This is a genomic window from Halomonas sp. PAMB 3232 (assembly GCF_031954225.1).
Lineage (GTDB): Bacteria > Pseudomonadota > Gammaproteobacteria > Pseudomonadales > Halomonadaceae > Vreelandella.
Window position 1 is genome coordinate 2828766 of the sequence record NZ_CP134865.1, and the last position, 22551, is coordinate 2851316.

General features: G+C 58.3%; 18 protein-coding genes. All 18 read right to left on the reverse strand.

From position 1 onward, the window contains the following. Window positions 1–272: 272 nt before the first annotated feature. Window positions 273–1553: a TRAP transporter large permease gene (locus RN346_RS12950; RefSeq protein ID WP_311958472.1), complete on the reverse strand. Its 1281-nt coding sequence runs from the start codon at window positions 1551–1553 to the stop codon at window positions 273–275. 3 nt (window positions 1554–1556) lie between these two features. Beyond that, window positions 1557–2093 (reverse strand): TRAP transporter small permease, encoded by a 537-nt coding sequence (locus tag RN346_RS12955; protein ID WP_311961346.1) that lies wholly within the window; start codon window positions 2091–2093, stop codon window positions 1557–1559. A 60-nt stretch (window positions 2094–2153) separates the two neighbouring features. Continuing rightward, window positions 2154–3146: a TRAP transporter substrate-binding protein gene (locus RN346_RS12960; RefSeq protein WP_263586418.1), complete on the reverse strand. Its 993-nt coding sequence runs from the start codon at window positions 3144–3146 to the stop codon at window positions 2154–2156. 939 nt (window positions 3147–4085) lie between these two features. Next, window positions 4086–5096, reverse strand: a complete 1011-nt coding sequence (gene yiaK / locus RN346_RS12965) for a 3-dehydro-L-gulonate 2-dehydrogenase (protein WP_311961347.1) — start codon at window positions 5094–5096, stop codon at window positions 4086–4088. A 142-nt stretch (window positions 5097–5238) separates the two neighbouring features. Next, entirely contained in the window at window positions 5239–6816 is a 1578-nt protein-coding gene (locus RN346_RS12970; protein ID WP_263586416.1) for an aldehyde dehydrogenase (NADP(+)), read from the reverse strand. Window positions 6817–6973: 157 nt separating this feature from the next. Further along, entirely contained in the window at window positions 6974–8488 is a 1515-nt protein-coding gene (locus RN346_RS12975; protein WP_311961348.1) for a tripartite tricarboxylate transporter permease, read from the reverse strand. Window positions 8489–8523: 35 nt separating this feature from the next. Next, complete coding sequence (locus RN346_RS12980; protein ID WP_311961349.1) at window positions 8524–9030, reverse strand: tripartite tricarboxylate transporter TctB family protein; 507 nt, start codon at window positions 9028–9030, stop codon at window positions 8524–8526. 94 nt (window positions 9031–9124) lie between these two features. Further along, window positions 9125–10063 carry a tripartite tricarboxylate transporter substrate binding protein gene (locus RN346_RS12985; protein WP_311958478.1) on the reverse strand — a complete coding sequence of 313 codons (939 nt, stop codon included), beginning with the start codon at window positions 10061–10063 and terminating at the stop codon, window positions 9125–9127. Between the two features lie 68 nt (window positions 10064–10131). Further along, window positions 10132–11472 carry an enolase C-terminal domain-like protein gene (locus RN346_RS12990; protein ID WP_311961350.1) on the reverse strand — a complete coding sequence of 447 codons (1341 nt, stop codon included), beginning with the start codon at window positions 11470–11472 and terminating at the stop codon, window positions 10132–10134. Between the two features lie 95 nt (window positions 11473–11567). Then, window positions 11568–12485, reverse strand: coding sequence for a 5-dehydro-4-deoxyglucarate dehydratase (gene kdgD / locus RN346_RS12995; RefSeq protein WP_263586411.1), 918 nt, complete (start codon window positions 12483–12485; stop codon window positions 11568–11570). A gap of 257 nt (window positions 12486–12742) precedes the next feature. Then, complete coding sequence (locus RN346_RS13000) at window positions 12743–14248, reverse strand: tripartite tricarboxylate transporter permease (protein WP_311961351.1); 1506 nt, start codon at window positions 14246–14248, stop codon at window positions 12743–12745. Beyond that, a complete protein-coding gene (locus RN346_RS13005; RefSeq protein ID WP_311961352.1) occupies window positions 14248–14748 on the reverse strand; it encodes a tripartite tricarboxylate transporter TctB family protein in 501 nt (166 codons plus the stop codon). Before RN346_RS13005 ends, RN346_RS13000 begins: the two co-directional genes overlap by 1 nt. A gap of 51 nt (window positions 14749–14799) precedes the next feature. Further along, window positions 14800–15765 carry a tripartite tricarboxylate transporter substrate binding protein gene (locus tag RN346_RS13010; RefSeq protein ID WP_263586408.1) on the reverse strand — a complete coding sequence of 322 codons (966 nt, stop codon included), beginning with the start codon at window positions 15763–15765 and terminating at the stop codon, window positions 14800–14802. Window positions 15766–16168: 403 nt separating this feature from the next. Then, a complete protein-coding gene (locus tag RN346_RS13015; RefSeq protein WP_311961353.1) occupies window positions 16169–17494 on the reverse strand; it encodes an enolase C-terminal domain-like protein in 1326 nt (441 codons plus the stop codon). Between the two features lie 46 nt (window positions 17495–17540). Continuing rightward, window positions 17541–19109, reverse strand: coding sequence for a galactarate dehydratase (garD, locus tag RN346_RS13020; protein ID WP_263586406.1), 1569 nt, complete (start codon window positions 19107–19109; stop codon window positions 17541–17543). Further along, window positions 19090–20652 carry a tripartite tricarboxylate transporter permease gene (locus tag RN346_RS13025; RefSeq protein ID WP_311961354.1) on the reverse strand — a complete coding sequence of 521 codons (1563 nt, stop codon included), beginning with the start codon at window positions 20650–20652 and terminating at the stop codon, window positions 19090–19092. Before RN346_RS13025 ends, garD begins: the two co-directional genes overlap by 20 nt. Before the next feature lie 19 nt (window positions 20653–20671). Then, window positions 20672–21106 carry a tripartite tricarboxylate transporter TctB family protein gene (locus RN346_RS13030; RefSeq protein WP_263586404.1) on the reverse strand — a complete coding sequence of 145 codons (435 nt, stop codon included), beginning with the start codon at window positions 21104–21106 and terminating at the stop codon, window positions 20672–20674. 111 nt (window positions 21107–21217) lie between these two features. Next, on the reverse strand, window positions 21218–22192 hold the full coding sequence (locus RN346_RS13035; RefSeq protein ID WP_263586403.1) for an ABC transporter substrate-binding protein: 975 nt from the start codon (window positions 22190–22192) through the stop codon (window positions 21218–21220). Window positions 22193–22551: the final 359 nt, after the last annotated feature.

Genomic DNA, 22551 nt, shown 5'->3' on the forward strand with positions numbered 1-22551 from the left:
ATACTTGGGAAGTACCTTTATAGTAAAACCGATGAAGCGTGAGCATTCATGCACCGCTGGGGGTAGCCGAGAAGAGGGCAGTAAACTTGCTGCCCAAATACCCTGTCTTATGATCGCGTATCAACCGGGTCAAGGCTCTCAGCTTTCGGATCACCTCAACCCGTTTAAACGACTTCCTCTTCGAGCTTTACGTTTTCAAGCGGCGCAATACTGGAAAGCCTGGCCCAGTTGTCAAATGTAGAGTCGCTGCCTCTCGTCGAGGCTCCCGAATGTCATCTAAAAAGACCGGGAAGCGTCAGCGACACTGCCGGAATATAGGTGACCAACATCAGCGCCACGAACAGCGCCAGAAAGAACGGCCAGATGGTGCGTACGGCGTGCTCGATCTTGATCTTGCCAATGACGCAGCCGACGAACAGGCACGACCCGACTGGTGGCGTACACAGACCAAGCCCAAGGTTCATCATCATGATGATACCAAACTGAATCGGGTCCATGCCGAACTGCATGGCCACGGGCAAAAAGATCGGCGTACAGATCAGGATAAGCGCCGCCATATCCATGATCATGCCCAGAATCAGGAGGATGATGTTGAGCATCAAAAAGATGACCAGCGGCCTGTCCGAAATGGAGACCAGCCCCGTGGTCAGCATTTCGGGCACGTTGTAAAGCGCCAGCAGATACGAGAAAGCAGATGCACACCCCACCAGAATCATGACCAGTGACGTGGTCTTGACCGACTGAATGACGGCCGCCCTGAAGGACGCCCACGTTAGCTCACGATAGACCAGTGCCGTCACGACAATGGCGTAGATCGCTCCAAAAGCGCCGGACTCGGTCACGGTCAGAATACCCGATAGCACGCCGCCCACAATGATCACTGCAGTCATCAGCCCCGGAAGCGACGCCACCAGACTCAGAAACAGCGCCTGCCAACCCGGAAAAGCCTCACCTCGATAGCCACGCTTCACCGCGACGATATACGCCGCGACGGCCAGGCTCAAACACATCAGAATACCCGGTACGATCCCGGCGATGAACAGCTGTGTCACCGAGATACCGCCACCGGCGGCCACGGCATAAAGGATCATGTTGTGACTGGGAGGAATCACCACCCCGGCAACCGACGAGGTGACGGTCACGTTAACCGCATAATCGGCGTCGTAGCCTTTCTCCTTCATGACCGGAATGAGCAGCGAGCCCAGCGCTGACGTGTCGGCTACCGCCGACCCGGAGATACCGCCAAACAGCATCGAGGAGCTGATATTCACCATCCCGAGGCCACCGCGCATCCGCCCCACCATGGCCGAGGCCAGCCGCACCAGCCGCGTCGATATCCCACCGTGGAGCATCAACTCGCCGGCGAATATGAAAAACGGGATCGCCAGCAGCGAAAATACCGAGATACCGGACAGAATGCGCTGAAAGGCCACGAACAGCGGTAACCCTTCATAGAGAAAGGTCGCCACCGCCGCCAGGCCTACAGCGAAAGCAACCGGCGCCCCGGCGATCAGGCCCAGAAAGAAAAGTCCAAACAGTATCAGAAGCCCCATGGCTCAGGTCCTCTCAGTAGAGCGAGACATCAATCGTTTGCCGATATCGGCGGCGGCGAATAAGGCAATCAGCACGCCGCAGATCACCAGGGGGGCGGCGCGATAACTTTCCGGCAGTCCTATCATGGGAATGGCACGCTGCGTGTTGGTCATGACCAACTGCCAACCTTGAACCGTCATGAACGCACCAAACGTCAGTACGAACAGATCAGAGATGTGGTGCATCAGCCCACGCAAAAGCGGCGGAAAACTCTCACGGATAAAATCGATATTAAGATGGCTTCGATACCGTACCCCGGCGGCAGCCCCCAGGCAGGTGATGTAGACCACCAGCACCAGGGACGTCTGCTCGACCCAGGTCGGAGTATCGTTGAGCACGTAGCGCCCGAACACGAGCCAGCCGAAAATGAAGATCAAAACGACCAGCATGAGGCCGGCCACGCCGACGCAGAGACCGGCCACTCCATCCAGCGTGCGATCGAGTGAGCCTTTTGAAGCCCGGACCTTCTGATCGCTCGGCGTTTCAGTTTCTATACTCACGGCACCGTTCCTTTTATCTCCCGGCGGCGCCTGGCCGCCGGAAAACGATTCAACGAAAGATTACTGAGCGGCGCGAATCTCTTCGATCAGCTCGCCGGTGCCGGGGTTGTTGGCGATGAACTCTTCGTACATCGGCTCCATCAGCGTCTGGAAGGCCTGTTTGTCGTCGACTTCATTGATCTCGACGCCGGCATCCAGAACGATCTGACGGCTCTCTTCAGAGCTTTCGACCCACAGCTCACGCTGCATCTCGGAGGCTTTCATGCCTTCGTCGCGAACGATCTCCTGGTCTTCCTCGGAGAGCGCGTCCCAGCTCGCCTTGGCCACGCACAGGCACTCGGGAATGATCAGGTGCTCGGTGAGCGAGAAGTAGCCGGCGGCTTCGTAGTGGTTGCTGGATTCAAACGACGGGTAGTTGTTCTCGGCGCCGTCCAGAACGCCGGTGGTCAGACTCTGATACACCTCGCCGTAGGCCATCGGGGTCGCGTTGCCGCCGAGCGCTTCCATCATCTGCACGTAGAGGTCATTGTTCATGACCCGAACCTTCAGGCCGCGAACGTCTTCCGGCGTACGGATGGGACGCTGGGTGTTATAGATGCTGCGAGCGCCGGAGTCGAACCAGGAGAGTACGACCAGGCCCTTGTCCTCGAGCGCATCCGCGAAGCGCTCACCGATTTCGCCATCCATGACCGTGTGCATGTGATCGACGTCGGTAAATAGAAACGGCAGCGAGAAGACGTTGGTTTCGGGCACGATCGGCCCCATCGGGCCCATGTTGAAGTTGGCGAAATCGAGCGCGCCGTTGCGGGTTTGCTCGATAGCGTCGGACTGATCGCCCAGTACGCCGTTGTTGTAAACACGCGGTGATACGCGCCCTTCCGTGCGCTCGTCGACGGCCTCGGCGAACGCTTCAAGCGCCACGGTGTTGGGGTAGCCATCCGGGTGAATATTCCAGCCGCGCCAGTCATCGGCCTGAGCTGAAACGGCGGCGGCCAGAAGGGTCACGCTGGTAAACGCCATGACCGTTTGACGACGGATTGATGCTGTTTTCATCGCTTGAAACCTCTTTTTATGTCGTTGGTTTTACAGCTTCCATTGAGCGAGCTGACTCATCAGACGCTCGACGCAGGCAGGGGGTATGTCCACTTGCCTATCGATGCAGACGGCTTGCATCGACTATACTTGCGAAATCGTGATGGCATCTGGCGTCATGCCTACAAAGCCTTTTGCGAGTATTTTTTGGGGAGGTTTGGTAAACACTGCCCAAATTTCGTTATTCTTGGAAAAAGGTTTACCAATCAAATCATTGTGAGAGGCTTTTGTAGTACATCATACAAAGAACATGAATCAAATTAGCCAACATATTTTTTCGCGGCAAGTAGAAAAAAGTCTAAATAGACTAAAGTTTCAAGGTTCTCCCCCCCTACCAAAGTAGACTCCTTTGCCCCAATCAAGAGTAAGCGCTTTTTTTAAGGTTTAATGCCAAGCCCCTGATTTGTGCTATCGCTTTTAACCAGTAAAAAGTGATCGATCAAAACCGATATTAAAAATTCGGCGAGCGTAACGAGTCGCGATCACCGCCGATTAAAAGAGAATTTTTATAGCGCTCCCTAACGTCGAGATATTTCATTCAACAGGATGAAGGTCGTAGCAAATCTACAAGTACTCTGCTTCGTTAAAACGTGGCCGCGTAAAACATAAACGATCGATCAGGCATAAAAGCGCCTTGATTCAATCGTCTTTTTTAAAACAGCGTCGATCTGAAAACCGGCTCGCCCGCACGCGGGTTATATATCAAAGCGAACGACCCGGTTTGGATCTCAGACACAATGTGAGTTAAAGCGTGGATTAAAACGTGAATTAAAAGAGTTGCCTACTATTACCGAAAACGATCGAGTCGCCGTAAGCGACTCGTCCAACCGGTTTAACGTCTTGCTCGACGGTGCGGATGTAGGTCAAAAGCCGGGGCCGCCCAACGCCAGGTTCTGTCTGCTACTTCGCCAGCTGACACACACGCTGCCAGATGTCCTCGTCCAGAGAGAGCGTTACCGATGAGGCCTGGCGGCGACGGTAAGTCGCCTCGCCGGGCCAGCGTACGGAGGTGCCAGGCCTGGCCGGAGTCGCGTCACCCAGATGCGCCTTGATGCTCGCCACAATCGCCTCGCAGGTCGCTTGACCGGACATTTGAGCCGGGTCGAACACCATGAAAATCTGGCAGCTCCCTCCCCCGCTTCCTTTCTCGACTCGATCGATCGCAGGCGTTGCTCGCCCGTTGGACAGCAGCGCCGCGAGGGCATCGAGCAGAACGGCAAGCCCGGATCCTTTCCAGTAGCCAGTGGGGAGCAGTCTGCGCGTGGCAGCGATCGCGGCCGGGTCGCGACTCAGCTCGCCGCGTTCATCGAAGCCGCCGTCTACCGGCAGGAACTCGCCGGCCGAGGCCAGCGTTTGAAGCTTGCCATAGGAGAACTGGGACATTGCCATATCGAGCACCAAGGGCCCTTCTGCGTGGGGCACGCCCATGACCAGCGGGTTGTTACCGATGGAGGGCGACGAGGCGCCCCAGGCCGGCATGCAGGACTCGGTATTGGTCCACATGAGGCTCGCAAAGCCCTGCTCGACGGCGTGCCAACCGTAGCTGCCGCCGCGCATCCAGTGGGTGGTGTTACGCAGCGCCACCAGCCCCATTCCGTGCTCTTTAGCCAGCGCAATGGCCCGCTCGGTGGCGTATAGCGCATTGATGACGCCGATGCCCATGTGCCCATCCAGCACCTCGATCGCGCCGAGCGCATGCACTTTCTCGGGTGATGCGTTCACGTCGACCCAGCCTTTTCCCACGTACTCGATGAACCGGGGAATACGGCCAATGCCATGGGAGTGGACGCCGTCTCGCGTGCTCTCGGCGTGAAGTCGCGCGCAGACCCGGGCATGCTCGGCCTTGAGCCCCGCCTTCAACAGCGCTTTTTCGAGCGTATCGCGCAAGGTATCGAAACTGACGTCGGCCATGACGGCTCTCCTGTATCCTGTAATCGTTGTTTTGTCGTCAATCAAGGCATGGCTTCGCGCCTGTTTCCGCTCGATATGACCTAAAAAGGCCACCCGAAGGTGGCCTCGATGACATCAACGCAACATCCAGCGAGTGCGTTGATTACTGCTCGCGCTTACCGTCTACCAGACGACGCAGCTTGAGCGGGTTGTCGTTTTTGATGGCTTCGGGCAGCAGACCTTCCGGCAGGTCCTGATAGCAGACCGGACGCAGGAAGCGGTGGATCGCAGCGGTACCCACCGAGGTCGTGCGCGAGTCGGACGTGGCCGGGAACGGGCCGCCGTGAACCATGGCGTCACACACTTCGACGCCGGTCGGCCAGCCGTTGACCAGAATACGGCCCGCCTTGCGCTCGAGCGTGGGCAGCAGCTTGCGCGCTGCGTCCAGATCGGCATCGTCCATCTGAAGCGTTGCGGTCAGCTGGCCTTCGAGATGCTCTGCGACCTTCATCAGCTCAGCTTCATCGGCACACTCGACCACCAGCGACGTCGAGCCAAAGACTTCGCCCTGAAGCGCTTCGCTTGAGAGGAAATCCTGAGCGCTGGTCTTGAACAGACCCGGCTGGCACTGGTTGGGGCTTTCGCCCTTCTGACCACGCGCCACTTCCTGCGCCTTGCCGCTCTCCTGCAGGCTCTGAACGCCCTGCTCGTAGGCTTCGAAAATGCCGGGCGTCAGCATGGTTTGCGCGCCGCTTTGCTCGACCGCCTCGCCTGCCGCTTTCAGGAACGCGTCAAGCGCCGGGCCCTTGAGTGCAATGACCAGACCCGGGTTGGTGCAGAACTGACCCGCGCCCATGTTGAGCGAGCCAACGAAGGCCTTGCCCATCTCCTCGCCGCGCGCCTTGAGCGCCGCCGGCAGCGGGAACACCGGGTTGATCGAGCTCATTTCCGCGTAGAAGGGAATGGGCTCCGGACGCGACTGAGCGGCCTTCCAAAGCGCGATACCGCCGCTGCGCGAACCGGTGAAGCCGGCCGCCTTGATGCGCTCGTCGCTGACCAGCGCGGTGCCGACTTCACGGCCCGAGCCGAACATCAGCGAGAACACGCCTTCCGGCAGACTGCACTTCTTGACCGCGGCCTGAATGGCGCGGCCGACCAGCTCGCCGGTACCCGGGTGAGCGGCGTGCGCCTTGACGATCACCGGGCAGCCCGCAGCGAGTGCCGACGCGGTGTCACCGCCGGCCACGGAGAAGGCCAGCGGGAAGTTGCTGGCGCCGAAGACCACGACCGGGCCCAGCGCGATGTGACGCTGACGCAGGTCGCCACGCGGCATCGGCTGACGATCCGGCATGGCCGGGTCTACGCGAACGTCCAGCCACTCGCCGGCGCGAACGGTTTTAGCGAACATGCGAAGCTGGCCACAGGTACGGCCGCGCTCGCCCTGAATACGTGCCTGGGGCAGTCCGGACTCCGCCACGGCACGCTCGACGAGTGCATCGCCCAACGCTTCGATTTCGTCGGCGATGGTTTCGAGAAAAACGGCGCGGTCTTCAAGCGACGTTTCCCGATACGCATCGAAAGCATCCCATGCAAGCTGGCAGGCTTGATCTACCTCTGCTTGCGTACCGCCAGCATAGCCAGGCTCCAGCCGCTCATTGGTAGCCGGATTGATGGCCTGAATGGGATCACGAGAGCCCTTGACGGCTTTCTGTCCGATCAGCATTTCACCTGTTAGATTCATCTTGCCTCCTGCGATGAGAGTGGTTTTTCTGGCTGTCTGACGCATCCGTCAGACAACCCAAGCGAGCTCATGATCCTTCCCGAAGACGAAAAGTGTAGCTCACAATCGAACGCGTGTAGTTTAACAAACCCGCACGCGGGTAATTGGCATTGAGTGACTAATCGCCGCCCTGCTCGGACGCCACGCGTGCCTGGCTCGAGCGATAGTTTTGCCACAGGGTCAGCGCCAGCAATCCAAGCGCCACGACCAGAAACGCCAGACTAATGGGGCGTGTGAAAAAGGGCGTCCAGTCCCCCTGGAAGGACTGCAGCCCACGGCGCAAATTGGCCTCGGCAATGGGCCCCAGAATGAGCCCCAGAATCACCGGCGCGGTACCAAAATCGTAGCGATTGAGAAAATACCCCAGCACGCCAAAACCAAGCATCAGATAGAGATTGAAAACATCGCCATCAACGCCGTAAACGCCGATGAAACAGAACACCAGAATGGCCGCCAGCAGCTGTTTTCTAGGCACCATCAGCACGCGAATGAACAGCTTGATGCCCAGACACATAATCAAGAGCATGAAGATGTTCGCCGCCAGGTACGCCAGGAAAATGCCGTAAACGGTGCCACTTTGATCGGCAAAAAGTAACGGCCCGGGCGTAATGCCCTGGATCATCAGGCCGCCCAGCAGCACCGCCGTGGCGGCTTCGCCGGGAATCCCCAGCGCCAGCGTCGGAATGAGTGCCCCGCCCAACAGCGCGTTATTGGCGCTTTCGACAGAGACGATGCCCGGTGCGTGCCCGGTGCCGAATTTATCCGGCGTTTTCGAGAACCGCCGCGTTTGATCGTAGGCGACCAGCGAGGCAATACTGCCCCCGGCGCCGGGTATCGGCCCGACCACCGACCCCGAAACGATGCCCACCAAAACCGCTTTCCAGTGCGTCAACGTTTCGATGAACCGCGGGCGGGCAATATCGATCCGATGGGTGCTCTGCTTCATTCGCTCGTTCGGGTCGTACTCGAAGGTATCCTTGAGCACTTGGGACACCGCGAACAAGCCAATCAAGGCGGGCAGCAGATTGACTCCGGTCAGCAGCGAGAGCTCATCGAACGTAAAGCGCCCCACGCCGGTGATGGGGTCGGTGCCGATCGTCGAGATAAAAAAGCCGATGATACCGGCGATCAGCCCCTTGATCAGCGACTTGCCCGCCACGGACGCGATGATGACGAGACCAAAGATACTCAGAGAGAAGTACTCTGCCGGCCCGAACCGCAGGGCGAATTCGGCGATGGGCGGCGCCAGCAGGCTGAGAATCACCATGCTGGCAACACCGCCAAAGAAGGACGCCACGATCGCCAGACCCAGCGCCCGCCCTGCTTCGCCTTTTTGCGCCATTGGAAAACCGTCGAAGGTGGTCGCCACCGACGAAGGCGTTCCGGGAATGTTGAGCAAAATGGCGGGGATCGAGCCGCTGGCCCCTGCCCCACAGAGCGCGCCCAGCAGCATGCCGATTCCCGCAACCGGCGGCATGCCGAAGGTCACGGGTAACAGCAGCGCGATCGCCATTGCCGAGGTCAACCCGGGTAGCGAACCCATGATGATGCCCAGCAGCGTGCCGCCGGCGATCGCCAGCAAGGTGCTCAGCTGAAGCACCATGCCCAGGCCTTCGAGATAACCGGAAATCATGTAAGCCTCCTAAATATCAACTCGAGGATGTCCGGTCACGTCGGGAGCGGAATTTGGAAAAGATCGGTAAAGACGTAAAAAATACAGCCCGCCAGTACGACCGAGAAAATCAGTGCGAACAAAACCGACAGCCCTTTTTTCGGCGCCGACAGCGTCGTCCAGGTACCGCTAATCACGGTCAGCCCCATCACGCATAAAAAGATGAATAGCGCTGTGCTGGCGATGTAGCCAAGCCGTTCGAACGTATAGATATACGCAACGAGCGCGGCAATGATGAACCCCCACTGGGCCACACCGCGCGCCGGAGAAGTGGCGCTGGAAGATGGCTCGGCGCCACGTTTGCTCCGCCACTGCCGGGTATCCTTGATCAGGCAGGGAATGGCCAGAATAAACACGAGGGCAGACAGAAACTGCGGAAAAAAAGAGGCCGACAGATCGCCGGGTATGTCGACGTTGGGCAAGGCCGACGCCGCGACGAACGCACTTGCCGACACGATCAGCAGGAAAATATCAAACAGCGGCTTTCCAATATCACGTTCCATACGATTACCTGGCAACTTTTATACCCAAGCGAGAAACGCCTGGTACAGCCACGCTGTCAGGCACGGGGTGCCCAACAGCGCATGGGGGTCGCGATTACTGAGCCAGATCACCCGCGGCTTCGCGCATGATAGTGGCCGATTCATCGATAAAGGCGTCGAGTTCTTCACCATAAAGCGGTGCAAGCTCTGTCCCCAGATTGTTCGCCGTTTCTTCATAGGAGCCGTCTTCGACGATCTGCTGAATGGCGGCGACCCACGCCTCTTCCACTTCATCCGGCAGACCTTTCGGGCCTACGATGCCGCGCCATACGGTCAGCGTCAGGTCATAACCGGACTCCTGGAACGTCGGCACGTCTGGCAGGTTGTCGCTGCGCTCGGCGTAGGTGGTGGCGAGCGCGTTCAAGCGGCCTGACTCGAGCGCGGAGCGAAGCTCGGCACCGCCCAACACGACGGCTTCGACGTGCCCGCCCATGGCAGCGGAAATGGCTTCCGAGCCGCCCGGGTAGGGAATCAGGTTGAACGTGGTATCCGTACGATCGGCGATGGCGTTGGCGGTGATATAGGCCGACGAGCCAACGCCGGAAGAGCCAACGCGAATGGACCCAGCCGAAGCCGCTTCTACCAGGCTTTCGAGATCCTGGTAGGGGCTGTCGCTGCTGACCGCGACCAGGTAGGGCTCTTCAACGATCTTGGCGATGAAATCGAAATCATCGTGGGTGAACGCCACGTTGCCCATCGCCTCGAGTGTGAGCATCGCGTTGCTGGCTGCCAGCAGCGTGTAGCCGTCCGCCGGCGAGGCAACGGCGCGCGACATGCCGACCGCACCACCGCCACCGGCGATGTTACGAATCACCAGCGTTTGGCCCAGCTGCTCTTCGATCAAGGGCTGAAGCGCACGCACGAACGTATCGTTACCGCCGCCGGCAGAGAACGGTACGATCATGCTGATGTTTTTGGTGGGGTAATCCGCAGCCGCCTGGCCTGCGGCCACCATCGTGATGGCGAGCGTGACACTACCGAGTAGCTTTTTCATTGTTGATTGACCTCTTACTCAGGTTGAAAAACCCGGATAGTGAGCGAGTCATATCCGGGCATCGACGGTTAGCGAACCAGCGCTGGGCGCTTGGGATCGAACGTCCATCCGTCGATCAGGTACTGCATGGCCGTGGCATCGTTGCGGCCACCGGCGGGTAGGCTGCGATAAAGCGCGTGGGCTTTCTCGATTTCGGCCATGTCGATGTCGATGCCAAGCCCTGGCGCATCGGTGACCGCCACCTGGCCGTTTTTGATTTCCGGCGGATTGTGCGTCAAACGCGCATCGCCTTCCTGCCAGATCCAGTGCGTATCCAGCGCCGTCGTGCGCCCAACCGCGGCGGCACCCACGTGGGCAAACATGGCCAGCGAAATATCGAAGTGATTGTTGGAGTGGGAACCCCAGGTCATGCCATGGTCCTGGCATAGTTGCGAGACGCGCACCGCGCCAGACAGCGTCCAGAAGTGTGGATCCGCCAGCGGAATATCGACCGAGCGCAGCATCAGCGCGTGCGCCATTTCACGCCAGTTCGTCGCCACCATATTGGTGGCCACCGGCAGGCCCGTTGCATGACGGAACTCGGCGAGAATCTCGCGGCCCGAGAATCCCTGCTCCGCTCCGCACGGGTCTTCGGCGTAGGCGATGACGCCATGCAGGTTCTTGCACAGCGTGATCGCTTCCTGAAGTGACCAGGCGCCGTTGGGATCGATCGTGGTGCGCGCTTCGGGAAACGCGTTGTGTAGCGCGGTGACCGCCTCGATCTCCTGCTCGCCGGGAAGCGCCCCGCCCTTGAGCTTGAAATCCTTGAAGCCGTAGCGGTCATGAGCCGCTTGCGCGAGTTCGACGACCCCCTGCGGGGTCATGGCCGCCTCGTCGCGCAGGCGATACCAGTCGTGGTTAAGCCCCTGCGTACCCCGCCGGAAATCCAGCGGTGTCGAATGCCCTTCTCCGATAAAGAAGAGATAGCCCAGCACATCGACCGCGTCGCGCTGTTTGCCGTTGCCCAATAGCTCCGCCACGGGCACGCCCAAGAACTTGCCCATCAGGTCAAGCAGCGCGGCTTCAAGTGCCGCGACGGCGTTGATGCGAAGCTCGAACGTCCAGGATCCCTTGCCAAAATCCTCGAAGTCAGCGCTCTGGCCATCACGGTTGAGTGAGGCGACCAGCGAGCGCAGCTTGCCAAGGGACTGACCCACGACCAGCGCGCGCGCTTTCTCCAGCGACTGTTGAATCGTATCGCCGCCGGGCGCTTCACCCACGCCAACGTTGCCGGCGCTATCCGTGAGGATAATCAGGTTACGGGTGAAATACGGGGAATGGGCGCCACCGATATTGAGCAGCATGCTGTCACGTCCGGCAACGGGAATGACACGCATGTCGGTGATAGTGGGCGTATTGGGGGTGGGCATACACGTCTCCATCGATCCATGCGCGCATGAACCATCATTTGCATTCGCCGGGCAACGACGGGCAGGCCGCGCTACCCGGCGATTTTTTCAAACGCTTAGAGCGACTTGGCGTTCTCGACGAGCTTTTTCAGCTGACCGACTTGATCGCTGTTGGGCATGGTCAACGGCGCGCGTACGCGGCCACCGGGGTAGCCCACGATGTCAGCGCCGGCCTTGATCAGGCTCACCGCGTAGCCAGGCGTGGTGTCGCGAAGCGTGACGAACGGAATGAAGAACTCGCGCGTGGCCTTGGCAACGAACTCGCTGTCGCCCTGACGCAGCGCCTTGTAAAACTTGACGGCCATGTCGGGTACGAAGTTGAAGACCGCAGACGAGTAGGTGCTCACGCCGATCGCCAGGTACGCTTCGGCGATGATTTCGGCCGTCGGTACGCCGCCCACGTAGCCAAGGCGGTCGCCCAGCGTCTTGATGGTGATGTTGAGCGCCTGCATGTCGCCCTTGCCATCTTTCAAACCGATCAGATTGTCGCACTGGTCGGCCAGCGACTTGACGGCGTTGACGTTCAAATAGCCGTTGGCGCGGTTGTAATAGATAACGCCCAGGTCCGTCGACTGGCAGACGCTCGCCGCATACTCGACGATGCCTTCCTGAGAGCACTCGGTCAGGTAAGGAGGCATCAGCAGGATACCGTCGGCGCCGGCTTCCTGAGCGATCTTCGCGTGCTGCTGGGCAAGCTCGGCGCTTTGGCCGGCACTGGCGATAATCGGCACGTGGCCACCGATCGTTTCGACCGCAACTTCGACGATTTCGCGGAACTCGTCCAGGGTGATGTTGAAAAACTCGCCCGTACCACCGGCGACAAACAGCGCAGAGACTTCATACTCCTTCAACCACAGCAAGCGCTTGCGATAGCTGTCGGCATCGAATTTGCCATTGGCATCGAAGTCGGTCACCGGGAATGACAGCAGGCCATCGGTAATGGAGGCTTTAAGCTCTTGTTTAGAAAAATTCATTACAAATCCTCTTGTTAGTTTAGCAAGCTAACGTAGCTGACGATGGTGCAATGCCCCAACGCAGGGCGCTCGAAACGAGGGCAGCAGCAGTATATTGGTGCATATTGTCATACATCATACAAATACACCTCTAGACTTTAGGCTAATCCTTCATGAACTCAAAATGAGTCCTGGTATTTTCCCTGGCTAACCGGCCGATCGCTTCATAATACGGCTGTAGTAGCTCGACAAGGCGCTTTTCATGGAACACCTAAAGGCTAATACTCGGCGCTTACGGGTACCCGCTTCTTTCGAAGCGCTGACACGATCGACCAAACGATCAATGCAGCGATCATGGCGAAGAAAGTGGCGCTCACCGGCCTCTCGAGGAAGACCATCAAATCGCCACGGCTAAGCAGCATGGCGCGACGGAAGTTCTCCTCCATCAGCGGCCCCAAAATGAACCCGAGAAGCAAGGGCGCCGGCTCGAACCCCAACAGTAAAAACAGACATCCCATCACGCCAAACAGCGCGACCAGCACGATATCCATGTTCGAGTAATTAATGCTGTAAACGCCGATAACGATGAAAAGAATGATCGAGGGATAGAGAATCGGATAGGGTATCTTCAAAAGCCTTACCCACAAGCCGACCATCGGGATATTGAGAATCAAAAGCAGCACGTTCCCAATCAAAAAGCTGATGACCAGCCCCCAGAAAAGATCCGGACTATCGGAAATCACGTTGGGTCCAGGCGTAATGCCATGAATCAAAAGCGCCCCCAGCATCAGCGCCATGACCGCATCGCCGGGTATCCCCAGCGTCAGGGTAGGAATGAACGCTGACTGAGCGGCGGCGTTGTTGGCGCTCTCCGGCGCCGTGATTCCTTCGATGGCGCCCTTGCCAAATTTTTCCGGGTTTTTCGAAATTCGCTTTTCCACGGCATAGGCGATGAACGACCCTATCGAGGTGCCGGTTCCCGGCAATATACCGATGCCCGTTCCAATGCCCGTTCCCCTCAACATCGGGAAAATGCTCTCCTTGATATCGCGTCGAGTCGGCAGCAGCGATTTGAACGTGATCTTTTTGTCGTCTTTTATCTGGATCACTTTGCCAACGTTGGCCACCACCTCGGTGACGCCAAAAATGCCCATGGCAATGGCAACGATATTCAGGCCGTCATAAAGAAACGTGAAACCAAAGGTGTAGCGCTGAAGCCCGGTGCTTACATCGGTCCCCACCACGCCCAGGATGAGGCCGAACACGACCGCAGCCAGCCCTTTTGCCGGATTGCCCTGTACGAGAATCGCGGCCGCCACCAGCCCTAAAAGCATCATGGCGAAGTAATCGGCCGAGTTGAAAGCGACGGCGAAGTTGGCCAGCGGCGGGGCGAAGGCGGCCAGCACGATCACGGTAATAAAGCTTCCCACGAACGACGCGATCGTCGTCATGAATAGCGCAACGCCGGCCCGCCCGTCCTTGGTCATGGGATACCCATCAAGGCATACCACCGACGAAGAGGGCGTACCCGGCAGGTTCAACAAAATAGCGGCCGTCGACCCTCCGTATTGAGCGCCGTAATAAATACCGGCCAGCATGACCAGAGCCGTCGTGGCGGGCACGTAGTAGGTGAGCGGTAGCAGCATCGAGATGGCGGCCAGATGCCCCACCCCGGGAATGACGCCGATCAGCATCCCCACGGTGACGCCCAGCGCGCAGTACATGAGATTTTCGATGGTAAAAGCAACAGAGACCCCGAGCGCCAGGTTATTTAAAATTTCCATTAGAAACTCCAGGGAAACAGGCGAATGGGCATGTTAAGGCTCAGGATAAAGACGAGGTAGGAGATCAAACACAGCACCAACCCCAGCGCGGTGAGCTTGATGGGCTTGAAGGTTTTTTCACTAAGACCGCATAGATACACCAGCATCATGGTCGCCAGGAAAAGCCCCGCCGGCCTCATGAGCAAGGCGAAGACCACGATCGCCACCGTGATGCATACCAACGCTCTCACATTGAGTTTGGGAAACGCGGTTGCCGTTTTAGCCGACATTGCCATGGTGACAAGCCCAAGAACACAAAGCGACATGCCAAGAAAACGGGGAAGATAGCCGGGCCCCATGCTCCTTAGACTGCCCATGTCATACGCCTGCGCCTGCCAGAGAACGAGCGCCGATATGAGCAGGCAAACGAGCCCTGCCAAAAAATCGCGGTTGGTAAATATATGCATGGCGCGCATCTCGTATCCAAAAGAACGTAGCCAAAGAACGTAGCCAAAAAACAATGCCCTGCTCTTTCAAGCAGGACATGTTTGAGTCAGTTCACAGGAACACGATTATTGACCGATACCCGCGCTTTCAATGAAGCTTTCAAGCTCGCTTTTCTGCGCCGTCATCCACGCTCGCAGCTCGTCAGGTGACTCGGACGGCCTGGCTTGGCCACCCTGCTCGGCGATTTTCGCTTGAAGCTCTTCGGTCGACAGGATGGCAGCAAGCTCGGCTTGAAGGCGCTCGGTGATATCGGGTGGGCTACCGGCCGTTATGAGAATGCCCTGATAGGTTCCATCAAGCTCGCCTGGAAGGCCCAGCTCTCGAAACGTAGGCACGTCGGGCAGCTCTTCAAGCCGCTCTTCCCCGGTGACCGCCAACGCATGCATCTGATCGTTCAGGACAAACGGCAGCGAAGCGGTCGTGCCGTTTAGCAGCATATCGCTTTCACCGGATACCACGGCGCGAGTCGCATCAGAGCCGCCTCGGTAAGCGATAACGGTCCAGTCCAATCCCAGCTCCTGGATCAACCGTTCGGTCGTAATATGGTTGTTGGCGCCAACGCCCGACGTGGCAACGGCGAGTTCGCCGGGATTGGCGCGGGAATACTCGACCATGGCATCGAAACTTTCGAACTCGTGATTGGGTGAAACACCCAGTACGTAGGGCGAGTACGACACCATCGTCACGGGGTCTAGGTCCGTTTCGATATCGTAGGCAACGCTTTGCAAAACACTGGGGGCGGCCAATAGCGCGGTCAAATCGGAAAGCAGTAGTGTATGGCCATTGGGGTCGGCCTTGGCAACGAAGTCGGCGCCAATATTGCCGCCCGCGCCCGCCTTGTTCTCGACGATAACGGGCTGACCAATCGCATCGGAGAGCTCCGGCGCTATATAGCGCGCGAGAATGTCGGACGTACCGCCTGGCGCAAAAGGCACAATGATCCTGACAGGCCCCTGAAAATCCTGAGCCATGGCAGCGCTTCCCGCCAGCAGTAGCGACAGCGACGCTGCGCCCACGAATAAACCGTTCATCTTGTTCATTATTATTGCCCCAGTTATTGGCTTTTGATTTTTAGATATTTGCAACCAACATCGTTTTTAAAGTCATATGTATTTAATCATACAGCTACAAGCTAGCCGCAGTTTCAGCGTTTGAACATACGACCAAAGTCAGTGTTTTAAACCACCCGAAAGCGGCGCACCACTAAGCGGTAACTTTTAAATCTCGATAGCCAACGAATCAAACTTTTCAGAAGAAATGACAAGCGGTATTGCAAGTTAAAAACGCAAAGTGTCCGGCTCTGAAGATAGGCTAAACCGTGGAGGGAAAATATTACCCGGCCCTCTCTTTTATTAATGATGCCAGGCCAAAAAAAGGGCCAAACAGGCGTTGAACGCCTGATGGCCCTTACCACTTTCTGATAAAACTCGTGTGTTAGCGAACCAGCGCCGGGCGCTTGGGATCGAATTCCCAGCCCGCGACCAGGTACTGCATCGCCATGGCGTCGTTGCGCTGGGTCACGTCCAGCGACTTATAGAGTCGATGCGCGGCCATTAACTGCTCTTCGTCGAGCTCGACCCCAAGGCCTGGCGTCGACGGTACCTTCAGCTTGCCGTCGCGAATCAAGAACGGCTCTTTGGTGATGCGCTGACCATCCTGCCAGATCCAGTGCGTGTCGATCGCGGTGATCTCGCCCGGACACGCCGCGGCCACGTGGGTCATCATGGCCAGCGAAATATCGAAGTGGTTGTTGCTGTGCGAGCCCCAGGTCATGCCCCACTCGTTGCAAAGCTCACCCACCATGACCGCACCCTGCATGGTCCAGAAGTGACAGTCGGCCAGCGGAATATCGACCGCGTTGAGCTGAACGGCGTACTGCAGCTGTTTGAAATCGGTCGCGATCATGTTGGTCGCGGTGGGCAGGCCCGTGCGCTTTTTGAACTCGGCCATGGTTTCGCGGCCGGAGTAGCTCTCTTCCTGACCGCAGGGGTCCTCGGCGTAGCTCAGAAGGTGCTTGATCGGATCCAGCACGCGAACGGCCTCATCGAGTTTCCAGGCACCGTTGGGGTCGAGCGTCAAGCGCGCCTCCGGGAACGCGTCGTGCAGCGCGCGGATGCAGTCGGCCTCTTCCTCGCCTCTAAGCACCCCGCCCTTGAGCTTGAAGTCCTTGAAGCCGTAGCGCTCATAAGCGGCCTTGGCCAGGTTGGCAACCGCGTCCGGCGTGAGCGCTTCCTGGTAGCGCACTTCGTCCCAGGCGTCTTTCGGGTCGGTCGCTTTCGGGTAAGGCAGGTCCGTCTTGCCCGGGTCGCCCAGCAGGAACAGATAGCCCAGCGCCTCGACTTCATCGCGCTGGCGGCCGTACTGCCCCAACAGATCCGCCACCGGCAGGCCCACGGCCTGGCCGTAAAGATCCAGAAGCGCCGACTCGAGTCCGGTGATGACGTGAACCGCCACGCGCAGATCGAAGGTTTGGCGACCGCGCTCTTCGCGCCCGTTTTTTGCAAGCGCCACGCGGGCGCTGTTCAGCGTCTGTTTGAACGCGTTGATGGTCGAGCCTTCGACGATATCGCGACACTGCTCCAGTCCCTTGAGAATGCCTTCGCTCGAAGGAATCTCCCCTACCCCCTTGTTGCCCGCATCGTCTTCAAGGATGACGACGCAGCGAATGAACCAGGGCGCGTGGCCACCGCTCAGGTTAAGCAGAAAACCGTCGTAGCCGGCAACGGGAACGACCTTCATTGATTTGATTTTGGGAAACATGGCGATTGACTCTCTTGTTGAAACCAGTGAAAGCGATAAAAGGTGTTCAGGTAACCGGCGCTGGATTGAAAAGCACCAGGTCGTTGTGAATGCCCAAACGGTCCGCAGCGGCCTGTTTACGGCCGCTGGCGATATCGAGGATAAGATGGAAAAGCTCCCAGCCAAGATCCTCGATACTGGCCTCGCCGGTGGCGATACGCCCGGCGTCCAGGTCGATGATGTCGTGCCAGCGCTTGGCCAGGTGCGAGTTGGTCGCCACCTTGAGCACGGGCACCATGGCAAGCCCGTAGGGTGTACCGCGCCCGGTGGTGAAGACCTGCAGGTTCATGCCGGCGGCCAGCTGGAGTGTGCCGCAGATGAAGTCGCTGGCCGGCGTGGCCGCGAAGGTAAGTCCCTTGCGCCGCAGGCGCTCGCCCGGGCCGATGACGTCGACGATCGGCGAATTGCCGGACTTGATGACCGAGCCCAGCGCCTTCTCGACCACGTTGCTCAACCCCCCCTTCTTGTTACCCGGGGATGGGTTGGCGCTACGATCGGCCTGGCCTTGCAAAAGATAGTCATCGTACCAGGCCATTTGATCGATCAGCGCCTGGCCGACGTCACGATCGATGGCTCGCGGGGTCAGCAGATGAATGGCATCGCGCACTTCGGTCACTTCAGAAAACATGACGCTGCCGCCGGCACGCACGATCAGATCCGTGGCAAAGCCCACCGCCGGGTTGGCCGTCACGCCGGAGAAAGCGTCGCTGCCGCCACACTGCATGCCGACCGCCAATTCCGAGGCCGGGCAGGTTTCGCGGCTTCGCTTGTTCAGGCGCTCGAGATGGCGCTCGGCCATGGCCAGAATGCCGTCGACCATCTCGCCAAAGCCTTCGAAGCTCTCGTCCTGCAGACTCAGTACGTTGGCTTCGGGATCGGCGGCTTCGGTATTTTCGTAAATCTTCACCGGGCGGTCTTCGAGCAGCGTCGAGGGCTGGAGTTTTTCACAGCCAAGCCCGATCACCATGATCTCGTTGCCGAAATTCGGGTTGAGCGCGATATTCTTGAGCGTGCGAATGGGCACGATCGCCGCCGGCGCGTTGATCGCCACGCCGCAGCCATAGCTGTGATTGAGCCCGACCACGTCATCGACGTTGGGAAAACGCGGCAAAAGCTCGCGCTTGATCCGCGCGACCACGTACTCCACGGTGCCGGCCACGCACTGAACACTGGTGGTAATCCCCAATACGTTCTTGGTGCCAACGCTGCCGTCGGGGTTGCGAAACCCCTCGAAGGTGTAGCCTTCGAGCGGCTCCTGCGCCGGGGGCTGGCGGGTTGCCAGCGGCAGCTCCTCGAGCGCCGGGGCAACCGGCAGGCGCACGTTGTGCTCGTTGACGTGCGCGCCGCGCTCGATGGCCACGACCGCGGTGCCGATCACCTCGCCGTAGCGCACAATGTCATCGTTTTGCTCGATCGGCTTGAGTGCCACCTTGTGGCCCTGCGGGATCGGCATCGTGGTCGTGCAGTCGTCGTTGATCGTCACCCCCGCTTCGAGGCCGCCATGCTCGATCACGATAGCAACGTTGTCGCTCGGGTGTACCTGAATAACGCGTGAATTAGTCGTTACGTGAGTCATGATGCGCTCCTGAATCGGTGTGCGAAGGGTCATGCATTTGACTCAGCTCCATCTTCTGCCGAGCGCGGGACTTGAAGCCCATCACGATGGCAAACAGCACGGATGCGGCAATCAGCCCCCAGAGCACCATGGCGATCGGGCTCTTGGTGAAGAAAATGCTATAGGTGCCGAAGGATTCAAGGCTCTTGACGAAGTAGACTTCCGCCTGGCTACCCAGAATGAACCCAATGATCAGCGGCGCGACTTCAAGCCCGATTTTCTGAATCAGATAGCCCAGCACCCCAAAGATCAAAAGCGTCCAGACATCGAACATGATGCCGTAATTGATCGCGTAAGCGCCCACCACACACATCATGACGATGAGCGGGTACAGAATGTGCTTGGGCACCATCACCACCTTGGCGATGTGCTTGATGGCAAAGAACATCAGTCCGAACATGATGAAGTTCGCCAGCACCAGCGCCGTCATCATGACGTACCAGGTGTCGTGGTTTTCCGGAATGAACAGCGGCCCGACCTGTATGCCCTGAAGGGTGAACGCGCCGATCAAAACGGCCGTGGTAGAGTCTCCCGGAATACCCAGCGACAACAGCGGAATCAAGGCGCCGCCAGTCAGCGCGTTGTTGGCCGACTCTGACGCGATCAACCCTTGCGGGGCGCCCTTGCCCATCTGCGAGGAGTCCTTCGCCAGATTCTTTTCCTGGGTGTAGGCGAGCACGGATGCCGCACTGCCACCCACGCCTGGCAGCATGCCGACGAAGGTCCCGATGAACGAGGAGCGCGTCAGATTGGTGAAGCTACCCTTGAAAATCGAGAACGAGAAACTGCCTTCCTTGCCGATCTTGATACGCTCACCGGCCATGTCGCGCTTCACGCCCTTTTCCGCCTCGAGCAAAATGGTGGAAATACCAAAAATACCGATCAGCACGGGCAGCAGTGAAAAGCCTTCGAACAGATAGGGTTCCATGAAATCGAACATCAGCCGGGTATGGCCGTTGCCGCCATCGGAGATGCTGTAATCACCGATCAGGCTCAGCCAGATGCCGATCACGCCGCTGAAAATGCCGATCAGCATGCTGCTGGAAAGCGAGGCGATGACGGAAAGTGCCAGCAAAATGATGAGAAACTTCTCCACGTAGGAGAACTTGATCGAAAAGTCGGCCAGAAGCGGCGCAAACAAAAACAGTACCAGCGCGCTGACCAGCCCGCCCACCAATGAGGCGATCACGCAGACGCGCAGCGCCTTTTCGCCTTCCCCCTTCTGGGCCATGGGGTAGCCGTCAAAGGTCGTGGTAATCGAGGACGGCGTGCCGGGAATATTCAACAGCACCGCCGGCACCATGCCGCCGGAAATACCGCCGACGTAGAGGCCCAGCAGCAGCGCAAGCCCGTGATTCAAGCCCAGCGCATAGGTCAGCGGCAAACACACGGCCACCGCCATGGTGGCGGTCATGCCTGGAATCGCGCCAAAGATGATACCCACGAGGGTGCCAAAGCTGACGAGCATTAAAAAGGAGAGATCGATAAAGGTTAGAAATTCCATGGCGATATACCCGCTCCGGTCACGGCAGAGTAATGGTGAAGAGCTTGGCGAGCACGAACCAGGCAAGCGTCGGTGCGACGATGGCATTGATCACGACGATGATGAGCGCTTTTTTCGTCCACTCGTGGAGATACATCAGTGACATGACCAGCACAAAAGCCATCGACACGAACAAAAAGCCATACCCGGTATAGGGGAACAGATCGCCAACCACGGCCATCAGGTAGAAGTAGGCACAGATCAGCGCCAGCGTGCCGAAAAAGCGCGCGGAATCTCTCGACTCACCGATGATGGGCAGAGTGCGTTCTCCGCGTTTGACCGCGGCCAAAAAAGGCACCACTTTCGTTACCAGAATGAGCGCGAACAGCCCAGCCAATACCCAGTGAACGATGTGGGGGAAAAACAGGTGCGACGTTTCGAAATCGATCGAAACGCTCAACGGATCTGACGCCATAACGGCTCCAAGAACGTAAACTCGGCGCGCGCCGGGCTCTCGGGAGAAAGTCCGTCACGCGCCTAGTTGGGGATGAGCGACCGATGGGCAGGCCCACCGGTCGCCGTTTGCTTAATCAAGGTTGCTGATGATCTCTTCGTAGCGCGACATTTTCTCTTGCAGATACTCGGAGGCTTCAGCGGAAGGCTTGAAATCGGGGATGAAGAAGGCGTCCAGTTGGGCTTGCTGAATCTCACCTTCGTCGTAGATCTCGGCCAGCGCCTCGTCGATTTGATCGACGATGCCCTGATCCATCTCCTTGTTATAAAGGAAGAAGAACTCCTTATCGAAGGTGAAGTTTTCGTCATCGCCCATGGTGACCGTCACGTTAGGCTCGACGTATTCGAGAAGCTGCTCGCGGCTTGTCTGACCCAGCCCCTCTTCCGGCGCCTGTTCGATGGTGTCCTGGCGCGCGGTCAGCCAGATAAAGCGCATGGCCTTCTGGTCGTCTTCCGGCAGACGCGTGTACTGCTCGTTGGCCTGGACACTGCCGTTGATGATATCGGCCTGGCCGTCGAACAGCTGCTGGTTCTTGTCGGACTGAGAGCCGGTATTGACGGCCACCAGGTTCTCTTCCTGGCCCGGATGCTCGATGGCAATCGCATTTTTAAGCGCGCTGTAACCGATCTCCGAAACGCCGCCAGGCTGAATGGCCACGCGCACGGTTTCGCCATTGCCTACCGCGGCGACGACATCGTCGAGCGTCTGGTAAGGCGAGTCCATGGGCACCAGGTAAGCATTGCCGGGGTTGATGGCGATCGTCGGCCCAACGGTGTAGTTCTCGAAAACGTCGTCGTAGCCTTCGACGCCGTAAAGATGGCCAAGATAGGACTGATCGTGGAAAATCATCAGGGTATTGCCCCGGGAATCCCGATCCAGCGTGCGAAACGCAGAGCTTGCGCCCACGGCATCGACTTTCATGTTCAAACCGAGATGCTCGGCCAGACGGTCTACCACGATGCTGGCATTCTGGTAGGTATCGCCGCCGGTCGAGGTCGACCCGATCACGACACGGACGTTGCCGCGTAGCTGGGCATCCTGCGCCATGACGACACCGGAACTCAGGGCGAGCCCTGTCATAAGACCAGCGACACTAACACTCATCAGCGTTTTTTTGGTTAGCATAAGCGTACCTTTTGCGTTCATAGTGAGTTGTTGCTTTAAAGAGAACGGCTCTTCGTCTCAAGGCCCTTGGCGACCTTCCACCACCTGATGGTTGACAACGTCTGGCGCACTGCAGGCGGTACTTTAGAAGTTATTGATAATACATCATACAAGTAGGAGATTAAGAACAAGCGCTGTACGGGGCAAGCGTAAAAACCGAAAACGCGACCAAAGTTTAATCCTTGATCAACGTTGAACTGTAAAAAACGGGTGTTTGTTCTCGAAACCGAATCAAGCTTTAT